Source organism: Halobacillus alkaliphilus (genome assembly GCF_900113125.1).
Taxonomy (GTDB): domain Bacteria; phylum Bacillota; class Bacilli; order Bacillales; family Halobacillaceae; genus Halobacillus; species Halobacillus alkaliphilus.
In genome coordinates this window covers 237163-250614 of the sequence record NZ_FOOG01000001.1, presented here as the reverse complement: position 1 = coordinate 250614, position 13452 = coordinate 237163, and the positions used below count along the sequence as shown (strand labels likewise).

At 37.5% G+C, this 13452-nt stretch carries 14 protein-coding genes; 4 read left to right on the top strand and 10 right to left on the bottom strand.

Annotated elements, in window-relative coordinates; all coding sequences use genetic code 11:
* Window positions 1-756: 756 nt before the first annotated feature.
* Complete coding sequence (locus BMZ06_RS01355) at window positions 757-1125, bottom strand: hypothetical protein (protein WP_089749367.1); 369 nt, start codon at window positions 1123-1125, stop codon at window positions 757-759.
* Window positions 1126-1223: 98 nt separating this feature from the next.
* Here BMZ06_RS01355 and BMZ06_RS01350 point away from each other — a divergent pair, with 98 nt between their 5' ends.
* Window positions 1224-1718, top strand: a complete 495-nt coding sequence (locus tag BMZ06_RS01350) for a L,D-transpeptidase family protein (RefSeq protein ID WP_089749366.1) — start codon at window positions 1224-1226, stop codon at window positions 1716-1718.
* 93 nt (window positions 1719-1811) lie between these two features.
* Here the strand turns inward: BMZ06_RS01350 and BMZ06_RS01345 are convergent, their stop codons facing one another.
* Window positions 1812-2468, bottom strand: a complete 657-nt coding sequence (locus tag BMZ06_RS01345; RefSeq protein WP_089749364.1) for a reverse transcriptase-like protein — start codon at window positions 2466-2468, stop codon at window positions 1812-1814.
* An 837-nt stretch (window positions 2469-3305) separates the two neighbouring features.
* Window positions 3306-4331 carry an LLM class flavin-dependent oxidoreductase gene (locus tag BMZ06_RS01340; RefSeq protein WP_089749363.1) on the bottom strand — a complete coding sequence of 342 codons (1026 nt, stop codon included), beginning with the start codon at window positions 4329-4331 and terminating at the stop codon, window positions 3306-3308.
* A 322-nt stretch (window positions 4332-4653) separates the two neighbouring features.
* Here BMZ06_RS01340 and BMZ06_RS01335 point away from each other — a divergent pair, with 322 nt between their 5' ends.
* Together BMZ06_RS01335 and BMZ06_RS01325 are read left to right on the top strand one after the other, a co-directional pair.
* Entirely contained in the window at window positions 4654-5547 is an 894-nt protein-coding gene (locus tag BMZ06_RS01335; protein WP_089749361.1) for a proline 4-hydroxylase, read from the top strand.
* Between the two features lie 666 nt (window positions 5548-6213).
* Window positions 6214-7770, top strand: coding sequence for an ABC-F family ATP-binding cassette domain-containing protein (locus BMZ06_RS01325; RefSeq protein WP_089749358.1), 1557 nt, complete (start codon window positions 6214-6216; stop codon window positions 7768-7770).
* Between the two features lie 52 nt (window positions 7771-7822).
* On the opposite strand, the gene BMZ06_RS01320 is transcribed toward BMZ06_RS01325, so the two are convergent.
* The 5 genes from BMZ06_RS01320 to BMZ06_RS20305 form a co-directional block, all read right to left on the bottom strand.
* The gene (locus tag BMZ06_RS01320) at window positions 7823-8725 is read right to left on the bottom strand and encodes a GNAT family N-acetyltransferase (protein WP_089749355.1); all 903 of its coding nucleotides are present in this window, start codon (window positions 8723-8725) and stop codon (window positions 7823-7825) included.
* 214 nt (window positions 8726-8939) lie between these two features.
* Complete coding sequence (locus BMZ06_RS01315; protein ID WP_089749354.1) at window positions 8940-9725, bottom strand: cytochrome c oxidase assembly protein; 786 nt, start codon at window positions 9723-9725, stop codon at window positions 8940-8942.
* Window positions 9726-9727: 2 nt separating this feature from the next.
* The gene (locus BMZ06_RS01310) at window positions 9728-10231 is read right to left on the bottom strand and encodes a DUF2243 domain-containing protein (protein WP_089749352.1); all 504 of its coding nucleotides are present in this window, start codon (window positions 10229-10231) and stop codon (window positions 9728-9730) included.
* 96 nt (window positions 10232-10327) lie between these two features.
* Entirely contained in the window at window positions 10328-10723 is a 396-nt protein-coding gene (locus BMZ06_RS01305; RefSeq protein WP_175477755.1) for a hypothetical protein, read from the bottom strand.
* 240 nt (window positions 10724-10963) lie between these two features.
* Window positions 10964-11143, bottom strand: a complete 180-nt coding sequence (locus BMZ06_RS20305) for a hypothetical protein (RefSeq protein ID WP_139205783.1) — start codon at window positions 11141-11143, stop codon at window positions 10964-10966.
* A 70-nt stretch (window positions 11144-11213) separates the two neighbouring features.
* On the opposite strand from BMZ06_RS20305, the gene BMZ06_RS01300 reads away from it, so the two are divergent.
* Window positions 11214-12353 carry a DUF2515 domain-containing protein gene (locus tag BMZ06_RS01300; RefSeq protein WP_089749348.1) on the top strand — a complete coding sequence of 380 codons (1140 nt, stop codon included), beginning with the start codon at window positions 11214-11216 and terminating at the stop codon, window positions 12351-12353.
* A gap of 170 nt (window positions 12354-12523) precedes the next feature.
* Here the strand turns inward: BMZ06_RS01300 and BMZ06_RS01295 are convergent, their stop codons facing one another.
* Together BMZ06_RS01295 and BMZ06_RS01290 are read right to left on the bottom strand one after the other, a co-directional pair.
* Window positions 12524-12940 (bottom strand): VOC family protein, encoded by a 417-nt coding sequence (locus BMZ06_RS01295; RefSeq protein ID WP_089749347.1) that lies wholly within the window; start codon window positions 12938-12940, stop codon window positions 12524-12526.
* A gap of 98 nt (window positions 12941-13038) precedes the next feature.
* Entirely contained in the window at window positions 13039-13344 is a 306-nt protein-coding gene (locus BMZ06_RS01290) for a hypothetical protein (protein WP_089749344.1), read from the bottom strand.
* Window positions 13345-13452: the final 108 nt, after the last annotated feature.

Here is a 13452-nt window from a genome sequence, read left to right as displayed (position 1 = left end):
CCCTTCCAATCCATATTGTTAATCCTATCTTATTGAAATAATTTATGTGATTATCTGCCGTTTTATGCAAATGCATCCCTACTCCATGGTCAGGATTTACTTTCCAAAATATATTGAATCTCCAATCATTTACTACGGTAAAAATTGAAACACCTAAAGTATAGTTATTCCCAGTTTTCCTAAAAAACGATAATATTGATACTAAAAGGAAGAATGAAGCCAAGCAATATATTGGTAATTGTAAATCATCACTTCTTTTTTCACAGTGTGCCCCTAAGACTTATCAATTATTATAAAAAATGCTTTGTTAAACTTCCGTTTTGATTTATAGTTCCCATTACTTGAAGACTCCGTTTGGAAATAGTTGGGTCCGTTACTAAAATAGGGATGAGGGTTGGTGAAGAAATAACTCGTTTTCCTATGGCCCTACACGACGCAGGGGCGCGGAAAGTGTTCAAATGCGGAATCGCTCCAATAAACACGACACGCATAAGCAGGAAAATCAAAAGGGATGCATTCTTCCGTCCCGCCTGAATTTCCTGTTTATGACGCGAGTGTCTGGGCGATGCAGCTGGTCGAATTATCCCCCCGGAGGACCTTAACTACAAACCAATACCTTTAAACTGAGTCTTACAGTAACCGGCCCTATTGAGTAATAAGCCTCTTGCAAGAACTCCACAATAATTTTATCGGGCTATAAAAAATGAACAAGAACCCTTTGTCAGACTAAGGCACTTGTTCATCTTAATGTAAATTTTATATACGAGTTTCATTAAACCAGTATGACTTAATTTCCTGGTCAGGATGATACTCAATTACTTCCACATTCATCTGATTTTTTTTATCGTCTTCAGGTGCTCCTTTTATTTTGTATTTAAAGTTGAGGGCCTGGTCTTTATCAGGTAAGTAATATACTTGATCAAATTCTACTGTTTCTCCGTTATGCACCACAATAAACGCGTAATGTTTACCCCCTTCTTGAAACACCCCTTTTCCACCTACCATCAGCTTCTGTTGTGCCAATAGCCCAGGAAGTTCTTCTACGTTTTCAAAGGTTACTTCTTCTCTTACGCATCCCGATAGTACACTGATCATAAGGATAGCAAGTATAATTCTAACTTTCATTTCGATTCCTCTTCTTCCTATTTTAGATTGGAGAATAATGTCCACCCCTTTCATCATATATCTTATATGGATACCTAACACACGGGGAGGCTTTTCTATTGATTCATTATGTAAAAAAAGGCGAAACACTAACTCAGATATCCAGAGATTACCGAAAACCTTTAATGGAAATTATCAAAGCTAACCCGACCATCAATCCAAATATAATTGTACCCGGCCAGCCTATCATCATCCCGGGTTTTCCCAGTACAGCAAGCATCCCCTACAGCATCGATATTTCACTTAACAACCGTAAACTGACTCTTATAAAAAATGGGGTCAAGCAAAAGGAGTATCCCATTGCTGTTGGCCGAATGCTCCAAGGCACACCGACAGGCAGCTTTATAATTATTAACAAAGCACCTAATCCAGGCGGTCCATTCGGAACTTTCTGGATGAGTTTATCAAAAGAACATTATGGCATTCATGGTACAAATAATCCCAGCTCGATCGGCAAAGCCGTTTCGAAGGGCTGTATTCGTATGTACAATCGGGATGTAGAAGAATTGGCCAGTATCATCCCTATAGGGACGCCAGTTCTTATCCACCGTTAAACCATTTACTTTCCTGAAAAATCCCGATGAAAGAGAGACTCCTCTCTAACATGGAATCTCTCTAATTACCTGGTTCTATACAATATAAACATACTAATGGACCTCACTGGCACTAAAAATCTCTATGTTATTTAAAGCTTGAGAAGCTAAACGATCCGCTTCTCGGTTGTCTTTCCTTGATATTAAATGATACTGAGGTTGAATTCCTAATTGAATAAGCTTTTCGTCAATTCGATCCGCCCATTTAGCCAGCGATTCTTCTAAACACGGCCACTCTCCAGTTAATTGATTGATAACGACTTGAGAATCACCAATAAATTTCACGGGCAAATGATGCACCCCTAATAAATCCAGTTCAAGCAATGCGTTATGAAGCGCAGCATACTCTGCTTCATTATTTGTGTCAAGCTCATGTACTAAAACATTTTTTCTAAGGCGAAAAGATTTGCCATTCTGATCATAGTAGATGGCGCATCCGAGTCCTGAATTCTTGGTTCCCAAATCAAAACCCCCGTCAAAATATACTTTTACATTATGGGGTTCCGTCTGAATTCCTTTCATATACTCCTTTAATTCTTTTAGTGTCCATTCGGTGTTGTAGCTATCTAGAAAATTAATCGACTGCGCTCGCTTTGTGTTTAGCAAATCCTCCGCAATCAGGATGGCTTGTGAAGCATGTAATCCATCCGAAGTAAAGTTTGCCTGTGGACCTTTTGGAACGTGGTATACAATTTCCATTCTTACATCCATAAGATGACCCCCTAGCTTTAGATATCTGTTTATTATATTCCAAAACTTTTCTTTACACCATAAAAGCGGTAAGAATTCCCTCTCCAATAGCTTAGCCATTTTTTTAGGGGAAATAGATTTTGTTACTTATTAAACCAGTATTTCACTTGTTTTTTCTTGGATGCTAACTTATATAGTAAGATGACTAAGAAACGCACAGACTTAGTCTATCCGTTTCTTTGGCCTAACTAAAACTCCTAACCCTAATGTAGTTTACTATTTCTTTATAAAGCATTACAAAGGTAACTGCGATAGCACAAATTGTTAAAGGTAATGTAGCGGCTCCACTTTACATTGTTTCTATGATAATTGCAATAAATCCCAGGTTAATGTTAAGAAACAGGGCAGGGTGAATCCATTTCCATTAAGAAATAATAAGCACTTATGACAGCTGAAAACAGAATAAGTAACTGCCACGACAACCCTAAAAAGCTAATCAGTGACCAACCATAATAATGAAGGCTGAACCTGCTGGAATAATAAAAGGATCACATCTAGATTCCTCAAAGAGCGGACCAAAACGTTCAGCAATTATTACCATCGTTGACTGGCATAAAGGCTGCCAGCAATACCATAACGCGATTAGTGATTTTCCACTTGTTTTTCAACCAATACCACAGCCTCTTCATCTATCTCCCCTAATCGTTTTGCACTATTTGCTTTAATATTTCCTTTTTTTCTCAATAAATAAACGATAAGCATCTACTCTAACCACATCCTATTAAAATCTATGAACCCAATTTTAAAAACACAATCATTTAAAAGAAGCACCTGCTCAATGAGCAGGTGCTTCTAGCACTAGGATACTTCTTTAAATAGTTCAGCTACAATTTCATAGGATCGAATTCGTGCTTTGTGGTCATAGATTTGAGAAATGACCATCAATTCATCAGCCTGAGTTTTGTCAATAAAACTTTGAAGCTGTTCTCGAACGGATTCCTTACTTCCAATGATTGAAGAACCTAATTGCTGTCGCAAAGCCATTATTTCTCTTTCAGATGCCACTTCATTAATACTTTCCACTGGTGGCTGAAGTGGTAATTCCGTACTCCGAATCAGATTTAAAAACTGTTGATATAAAGAGGTAGCTAAACGCTCTGCTTCTTCATCTGTATCTGCAGCTATTATGTTAACTCCCAGCATCGCATGTGGATTCTGCATAGAGTCTGAAGGTTGGAATTGGCTGCGGTACAGCTCAAGGGCAGCCAATGTATTGTTTGGTGAAAAGTGACTAGCGTAAGCAAATGGTAAACCTAGCTGTGCTGATAATTGAGCACTAAATCCACTAGAGCCAAGCAGCCATATAGGTATATTCAGACCCGTGCCTGGAATGGCACGAACATTTTGTTTCCCGGAACTTAAGGAAGGATTAAAATACGTACGAAGTTCATTCAACAACCTCGGAAAATCCTGTCCGTCACTTTGAAGTTCTCTTCTCAACGCCTGAGCCGTTACTCCATCAGTACCCGGTGCCCGTCCCAGACCTAAATCAATCCTTCCGGGATATAATGTTTCAAGAGTTCCAAATTGTTCAGCTACGACTAGAGGAGCATGGTTAGGAAGCATAATTCCACCGGAACCCACTCTAATTGTATTCGTATTGCCTGCAACGTGGCCTATTAAAACAGAGGTTGCCGAGCTCGCAATAAAAGGCATATTATGATGTTCAGCCATCCAGTAACGATTATATCCCCATGCTTCCACGTGCTGTGCCAGATCAATTGTATTTTGAAAAGATACAGCCGCAGATCCCCCTTCTGTAATAGGAGATAAATCTAACACAGAAAAAGGAATAGATTGAATCTTCTTTTGTATATCAGCCATAAACTTCATCTTCTTTCTTTTAAATTATTAACAGTAATCCCAACACTAGAATCGTATCAGTGACTCTTATTTTTTTAAAATAAAACGATTCAATCTTTATTAGTAGATGATAATTCTAGTTTCACTCTGATTACTCAGCTACTACTATTAGAATATAATTATAAGTTCAATTGAATTTTTTTGAATTTCACGTTTATTCTGAATATGAAAGGGTATCAGTTGGAGCACAAGGAGATTTATTTATTGAAATATTATTCTTTGCTAATGAATAACCTCGATGAAGCACACCATGAATCAAATTTTTTTAAAGGAGTGTTTGATTGTGGAAGATCTTTATCCATCCAGGTACAGTAGTGAACCCGAAATTGTAAAAAGAAAGGATCCTGTTATTCATACGGACCGCTCAAAAGATCATGAGTCCCCTTTATCGACCGAACAACTTGATTCTTATGAACAAAACGGATTTCTTCAAATAGAGAATTTCTTTTCTGAACAGGAAGTTTCTGAAATGCAAAAAGCCATATTTGAGCTTCAGAATTCAAATCAGGACAGTGAATCCGATATGATTATCCGCGAGCCGGAAGGAAATGAAATTCGCTCTATTTTTAAAGTTCACGACAGTGATGAGTATTTTAAAAAAGTAGCTAATGATCAGAGAATATTAGACATTGTGAACCATTTACTCGGAAGTGATGTTTATATTCATCAGTCACGAATTAATTATAAGCCTGGGTTTACCGGCAAAGAATTTGATTGGCACTCTGACTTTGAAACGTGGCATGTAGAAGACGGCATGCCAAGAATGAGAGCTGTAAGTTTATCTATTGCATTATCAGATAACTACACATTTAATGGTCCGCTTATGCTTGTACCAGGTTCTCAAAATTACTATGTGAAATGTGTCGGTGAGACTCCTGAAGAAAATTACAAGGAATCACTAAAAAGACAGAAGTTAGGAGTACCTGATCAGGAAAGCATGAGATGGCTCGCCGATCAAGGTGGAATTTCTGTTCCGACAGGTAAAGCCGGAGCTATAACTCTCTTTGAATCCAATACTATGCATGGTTCAAACGGAAATATAACACCTTATCCTAGAAATAACATGTTCATGGTTTATAACAGTGTAGAAAATCAGCTGGTTGAACCCTTCTCTGGGAATAAGGCACGTCCTGATTTTATCGCCGAACGCAACCCTAAACTTAAAGTAAACAAATAAAATAAAGCGCCAGGCCTTTAAAGGCCTGGCGCTTTATTTTATTCTAAGAAAGGTTTACATGTTGAAAAAAACAGTTGCTACTTACTATTTATCTATGCTCCTTCCCGTGCACAGAACAGAAGGGACAGAGCATTTTAACGATCAGCTATAGAAACGATTATTTAAACATACCGCTGAGCGTTAAATTAAATTAAATAAGTCTCTTATTACTATGGAGAAGCCAATGACAAAAGTAAGCAGATAAATAAAACCTTCACTACGATGTTTAGCTTTAACATTCTCAAATCCGAACAGTAAGAAAACCACAGGTAAAAAATAAAAAATGAAGTTCGGAAGTGGATTAAAGTTTTCATTCATTAATCGGTAGCTAAATAAAAATATAGAAATTATCGCTAATAGGAGAGTTATTTTCCGAAACAAGCTCACATTCCTCGCCCCCTTCAAAAAAATTTGTGCTCTGCCACAATTGGGTAATTTTTCAAAAAACCACCTATCTTATTGTATAATAAGTTCCACTTGATGTTGGATATTAAACCCTACGGCAGTATAAAAACCTAAAAAAGGCTGCTCCATTGTTCACCAAGAAGAATCTCCACTATCACTTTCTTCTCATCCCCTTTATAATGATAGGGGTATAAATTATATAGAAGGAAATAGGTGTTTCACATGAGTTTACTTACAGTAAAAGAATTAAGTCACGGTTTCGGAGACCGTGCTATCTTTGAAAATGTTTCTTTTCGTCTATTAAGAGGCGAACATATAGGTTTAATTGGTGCTAATGGTGAAGGTAAATCAACCTTTATGAACATAATTACAGGTAAGGTAGAGCCTGATGCCGGTAAAATCATTTGGTCTAAAAACATTCGAATAGGTTATTTGGATCAACATGCTGATCTACAGCAAGGTATGACAATAAGAGATGTCTTGAGAACTGCATTCCAATATCTATTTGATATGGAAAATGAAATGAATCACTTGTTTGGAAAGATGGGTGAAGCGAATCCCGAAGAACTGGAAAACCTTCTTGAAGAAACCGGGCGGCTGCAAGACACGTTGACGAACAATGATTTTTATACGATCGATGCAAAAGTTGACGAAGTTGCTAATGGACTTGGGCTAGATGAAATCGGACTAGAGCGCGATGTTACTGACCTAAGCGGTGGCCAGCGTACAAAAGTGTTACTGGCCAAGCTGCTTTTGGAAAAACCTGATATATTATTATTAGACGAGCCTACAAACTATCTCGATGTTGAACATATAGAGTGGCTGAAGAAATACCTCCTGGAATATGAGAACGCCTTTATCCTCATTTCCCATGATATCCCATTTCTGAATAGTGTCGTAAATATCATTTATCACGTGGAAAACCAGGAATTAACCCGGTACCCGGGCGACTACAATGAATTTTTAAAAGTGTACGACATGAAAAAGCAACAGCTTGAAGCCGCTTATAAAAAGCAGCAAAAAGAAATTGCTAATCTAAAAGACTTTGTAGCTCGTAATAAAGCCAATGCTGCGACGAGTAAAATGGCAATGTCCCGCCAAAAGAAACTTGATAAAATGGACGTCATCGAACTTGATTCCGAAAAACCAAAACCTCAATTTAACTTTAAACAAGCTCGAACCCCGGGAAAATATTTGTTTGAGACTAATGATCTTGTCATCGGGTATGACGAGCCTCTTTCCAGACCTCTCAACTTATCTATGGAACGCGGTGAGAAAATTGCGTTATCTGGGGCGAACGGGATTGGTAAAACTACTTTATTAAAAAGCATTCTTGGGGAAATACAGCCGGTTGAGGGCTCCGTTCAATTAGGAGATCATCTTCATATCGGCTATTTTGAACAAGAATTAAAAGAAACAAGCAAAAACACGTGCATTGAAGAGATTTGGGAGGAATTCAGACATTTTACTCAATATGAAGTGCGTGCTTCCCTTGCAAAGTGCGGCTTAACAAAAAAGCATATTGAAAGTAAAGTGCAAGTACTAAGTGGCGGGGAAAAAGCAAAAGTGCGTCTTTGTAAGTTAATTAACAAAGAAACAAATCTTCTTGTACTCGACGAACCTACCAACCACTTAGATGTTGATGCGAAAGCAGAATTGAAGCGAGCCTTACGGGATTATAAAGGAAGTGTCCTGCTTATTTCTCACGAACCAGATTTCTATATGGATGTTGTTACAGACGTATGGAATTGTGAAGATTGGACTACGAAAGTTTTCTAAATGTACATTTAAACGTCCAGAACATGATCCATGTTCTGGACGTTTGTTATTCTCAATTGAGATTTCTCTTTGAGAGCTTAAAATAATCCATTATAGAGGCTTCTTCAAAACCGCAATTCTGATAAAGACTTAAAGCTTTCCTATTTTTCATTGCTACTTGAAGCCTAATATCATGGATTTTTATTTCATTCAGCTTCTCTATACATCTTAACAAAATTTCTCTTCCATACCCCCTGCCGCGATACTCTGGCAATACTCCTAAACCATAAATTGTACCGGTGCTGCCTTCCCTATTCAAGTGCACTTTCCCTATACATGATTGCTCAAGTTCAGCCAAATAAATATCAACCCCGTGCTTAGCCTCTTCTTCTGGAAGAGTGAGTCCAGTGCTGGGATCGGTTTGAAAATAGATGTTATTTTGTCTCGCAATTTCTTTTGTGTCCTTATTCATTGCTTTTCTAAGGGAAATTTGCCTTGAAGCAGCCTTATCTTTTGGCTTATTCACCAGGAACATTTCGTATTCAGAGTTATCATAGTGAGCCCCAGTAAATTTAATAAATGCTTGCCCTGAGTGCGAATGGTGATCAGATAGTAATAACATATCTTCAGTTGGCCTTTTGCGCCACTCATCTTCGACTAATCCATATAGCCTGCTGAAAATTCCCCTTCTTCTGTAATTCGGGTGAACCATTCCATTCACTTCCATCACTTCGGCCCCGAATTGACATATACCCGTATATCCTATAAGTGTTTCTCCCTCATAAAACATAAATTCATTGGACTTATTTATATCTTTTATTTCACGAGACGAATGGCTTAATTTATAATCAAGTTCCAGTTTGAGCGATAGGTTATCATGGGCTATGCAAACTTCCATTAGCTCTTTGATTCTTTTATAATCGTCATAATTCGGGAATTCTTTAATGACTATACAGGGGTTTTTAAATGGAACCATAAATTCTCATCTCCTTTAAGATCTTTTAACTATAGAAATATAGTCAAGAAAACCCGAAGGCATTGCCCGATTAGAAGTCAGTTAGTTCATTATATAATGTCGTAAATTATCTGGTGATATTTATTCTTCTAATAAGGAAATCAGTCCACCCCATCTCAGAAACATTTGATCTCACAAAGAAAGAATTAATACTAATCAGGTTGGGATAAAAGATTTAAGCTAACGCCTCACGCGGACGCGTATTTTTATACCAGTGATAGCATAATAACACTATAATCACGAGGTCAATTAAATCTCCACCATAGTACATAAGCTTTCCACCTGTCTGTGCTTCTTGTACACCAACTCCCTTAGGGGGATGACCATAAATATATTTTGAGAGAATGCCGTGGGCTGCCAAGGCGCCAATTAAAACGATGGATCTGTATATATAACTGAGCCGGTGAGGAACAGGATCTATGTAAATTAATGATACTGTAAAAACGTAGCCTGCTGCGAAAATATGGACATGTACTAAGATATGAACCATAAGGTTGGTATGCATCCAACTATACAAACTGGTCGTATAAAGAATCCAAAGACCGCCAATATTCAGTAAAGAGGCTATTATAGGATGAGTAATAAAACGCACAGGGTAACTACGAAGCAGACTGGCTACAAATTTCGCTTTTCTTACAGGAAGTGACCGTAAAAACAGGGTAACGGGAGCTGCCAGAACTAGTAAAACAGGAGCAAGCATACCAAGCAGGAGATGGCTTACCATATGCATAGTAAAATTGCTTATTGCCAGAGCTGCGATTGGTCCTGTAACAGATATAGCAGCACAAATTATACCAAATGTGAAACTAACATACCGATACCAGGGCCATACTTTTAATCGATTATGACGACTTGAACGCAGTCCTGCCCATATATACAAGATAACGATAAGGAGAGCTCCAATACTTAAAAATAGGGCGGGCAGACCAGTTGTAACATTTGCGATCTGAGCGTGATTCACTATTATCTTCTCCCGCCTGAAATGCTGTTTCTATTTCGGTTCTTATATAAAATTATGCTTCCTGCAATAATCATCAGTACAGCTGATCCATTCCATACAAGATCGTATGGTAATAGATCCTCCACATACCTTATCTGGTGAATTCGCATCAGTTTATGTTGAATGGTCCCATCATAAAGTTGAAACCCTCCCGCTCCAATTAACACGGCTCCCCACCATTTGACGGGCCAGAAGGCATGTCGGCGGCGCAGATCAGCCACTAAAAATAAAGCAGCCACTGTTGCAAACCAACTGAAAGCATGAAAGAATCCATCGGATACTAACCCGGCATTGGTAGTTGATTTATCGTAAAAATGATGCCAGTGTAACAATTGATGAAAAACGGTTTCATCAATAAAAGCAGCTACTCCTATACCAAACAGTATCCCTGCCCCTGTATTTCTAAACGAATACCTAAGCTTTTCTTCATTATTTGAGATGTTATTTCTATTTTTTATTTCTGCCACCTTCAATAGACTCCTTATTATAGTTTTTATAGTTCCCTTTAATAAATTCCATTTTTACCCATACCTTATATTGTAAAGAAGTAAACCTGATAAAGTTCATCTATTTCTTAATTTAGATTGGATCGCTGTCTTTTTTATATATTTAGCTGTGATAACCTCCGTGTTCGATATTGCCTGCGGTCGTTTTATTCCCTGTGCGGGAGTTGTCTCATTATGGTTCATTACATTCAGTAACTCGCTAAAATACTGTTTCCATTCGTTGGAACGATTCTCATCTTCAAAGAAAGATTCTTTGCTGCTCCAATTCTTATGGTTGATGCTCAACTCTGACAAATCATGCGTCTGACTGCTAACGACCTGATATTTTTTGTAAGCAAGGAGAAGAATAGGAACAAGGTTTGCTCTTCCAAACACAGATAGATCGTAAAGTTGTATAAGAAATGCAGGAGGCAGGAAAATCACTTCAACAGGAATAATAAATTTCTCTGCCAAGATATTGTGCAGTCAAACCCAACAATATTTTTGTAAACATAGATGCTTTTTCTAAGCCGCCATGCTTTTATATAAAGTTTCTTGCTTTCTGAAGATCAATATCCTCTTTCTTGTATAACCCAGAAAACAGCAAAGCATATAGGCTTCTTTCGTTGATGATAAGTTGTCGCTTTCTTCATCATAAAACAACTTCCAGGCCCCGGTTCTTTCCTGTCTGCTTATAATACGACCGGTAAGTTGCTAAATCAATTCATCTTCATGAAGATTAAGGGGACGTAATAAAATAATCATATAAGCATCCGTCATAATTCCAGTTTCAAAAGGATAATTCCAGGATCCATCCATGGTCTGCTGTTCTTTAAAGAGGTTAATATGCTGCATAATTTCTAATAAACAATCTCCTTCAACCTCATTCCTCATTCTGTTCTATCAATAGTTTAAATGTATTCATCAGGTGCTACACCCACGCTGCGAAAGGAGGCTGAAGCTATTGTTAAGAAAGTGGATTACCAATCATAACCAGTACACCATGTTAAAAGCAGAATTGAAAAATAAGATAAAAGAAAAACCCATTTCTGCCCTCTCGAAAGATGAAAGAAAGCTTGTCCTGAGCATTCGTGATAAAACAAAGCAAAAAAACAGGAACAACGTTACTAGAACCATGGCTTACCTGGATTATTTCAAACTCCATCCAGAAGTCCATTGGTCTTTGCTAGCTCATTTGGTTTCTAGAAATGCCGGCTGGAATATGACCGATTTAAAAGGAGAATTTTTAGCCAGGCTGCTTACCCCAAAGGAACAAAATGATTTTTACCTTTTTCTTGAAAGAGGAAACTGGCTCATATTTCAGGATGCCTATCCGCAGTTATTACTTTACGAAGCGAGCAAGAAACAGAAGACCTCCTTATTTCACTTACTGACCCATTTGAATGTATCACGATTTATGGAGCCTTTTTGGACGCACTTTTGGAATAATCAATCCAGTCCACTGCTCACGACAGCTTTAATTATAAACGAACAGAATTATATCGAGAGCCGAGTTATCTTGAATGATCAGTATCAAAAAAATGTACTTCATACAATCTTATTTAGACTACAAGATGTATTTGAATTGAATCACATACTAATCCCTTACGAAACGCAAAGTATTAAACAAACAAATTTTGTAGGAGGAACCGTTCATCATTTTTCTTCATTAAAAGATCGAATTCTATTAGGTAAAAAACTTTATCATGATCTTTATTCCATTAAAAGCCGTCTGAATTACATCATAATTTGGACAGAGCAACATCCTCATACAGGGTCACGTCACGATTTTTGGCCTCATCTTTTTACTGACACGAAGAAAATTTCCCCTAGTTCTAACCAATTGCTACCTCATACGCCGACTGATCTGAATAAGAACGGTCCACGTATATACAGTCCAAACCTGAAAGATGTGTGGGAAGATTGGACACACTCTGCTGCTGAAGATGAGGATTGGTTCAAGGACATGGCGATGTTTCCATTAGTTAAAAAGAAAATTAACGACAAAGAGGAAAATGTATTAAATCATTACTGGAATACGATTGAAAAGCTGGAGATAGCAGTATTTGCTAAGAAATTATTTACTCGTCATTCCCGTTATTAGATAATGAAACTTTCTTTTCATGCAAAATGACGGTGGGTCTGGCAGAGTTAAATATCCCAGAACAACCCATCATTGAAGGTTTCGATATCCAAACGAGCAATATGAAGAGCATTCCTTAATATATGAAAAGGTCCCTTTAACTTATAAAAAGGGACCTTTTCGTTTTCTCTTCAACCAATATCAAACTTTTCTTTAAATACCGAGCTCAATTCACTCCATACATCAAACATGTTTCCATCTATATCGTAAAAAATAAAGTTCTTGCCCCCATGGCCTCTGTTTTCAAATGGGCCGACCTGGACTCCTTGACTAGCCAATTCGTTATAAAGTATTTCAAGCTCGTCTTTACCATTTACTTCAAAGGTTAACGAAAAGCACTCTTCACCTCTCTCATCAATAAAATTGGCAGTTTCTTTTTCCTTTGCTTTTACAAGAAAGAAACTTAGGTTCGCCATATTAACGATGGCTTTATTGTCATCTTTATACGTAACATAAGCTCCTAATTTATCTACATACCAGTCTGCTGCTTTATCCACACGTTGAACAGGCAGATAAACCGTTCCTACCCTTAGTAGATTTTTTGTCATACTTGGGATCTCCCCTTACTTTCAGTGAGTATTGTAAATAAAAATAAAATGGGAACAGTGCAGTTAATTTTATTCAGAATCCGTTTATTTGATTTCCATCAATAAGTGACACCATTAACTATTATTTCTAAGACCCTGTAAAGTCCCCAAGCAAGCAGCAGAAGACTTAATATGGATACTATAAAAAACTCGTATATTCTTTCTTTACGCTTCATCTTCATAATAGAATAGCCGCTCATTAATGCTGCAGCCATAATGATTGCTAAGCTCTCATCCAATGTAGATTCTGTAAACGACTGTAAAAGCGCAATAATTACAATACCAAGGATCGCCAGTCCTTTTTTCTCTGCTGAATAAAATTCCTCCTTTAAAATTATATCCCTAATTTGTTTCCAATTGGGCATGTTTGACCACCTGTCCAACCCTTCAGGCTGTAGTTAACTATTTATTTGAACGACCTCTATTATATTTTACTTAATCTCAGTTAAAAGAGATTAGAGAGATCCTCAAAC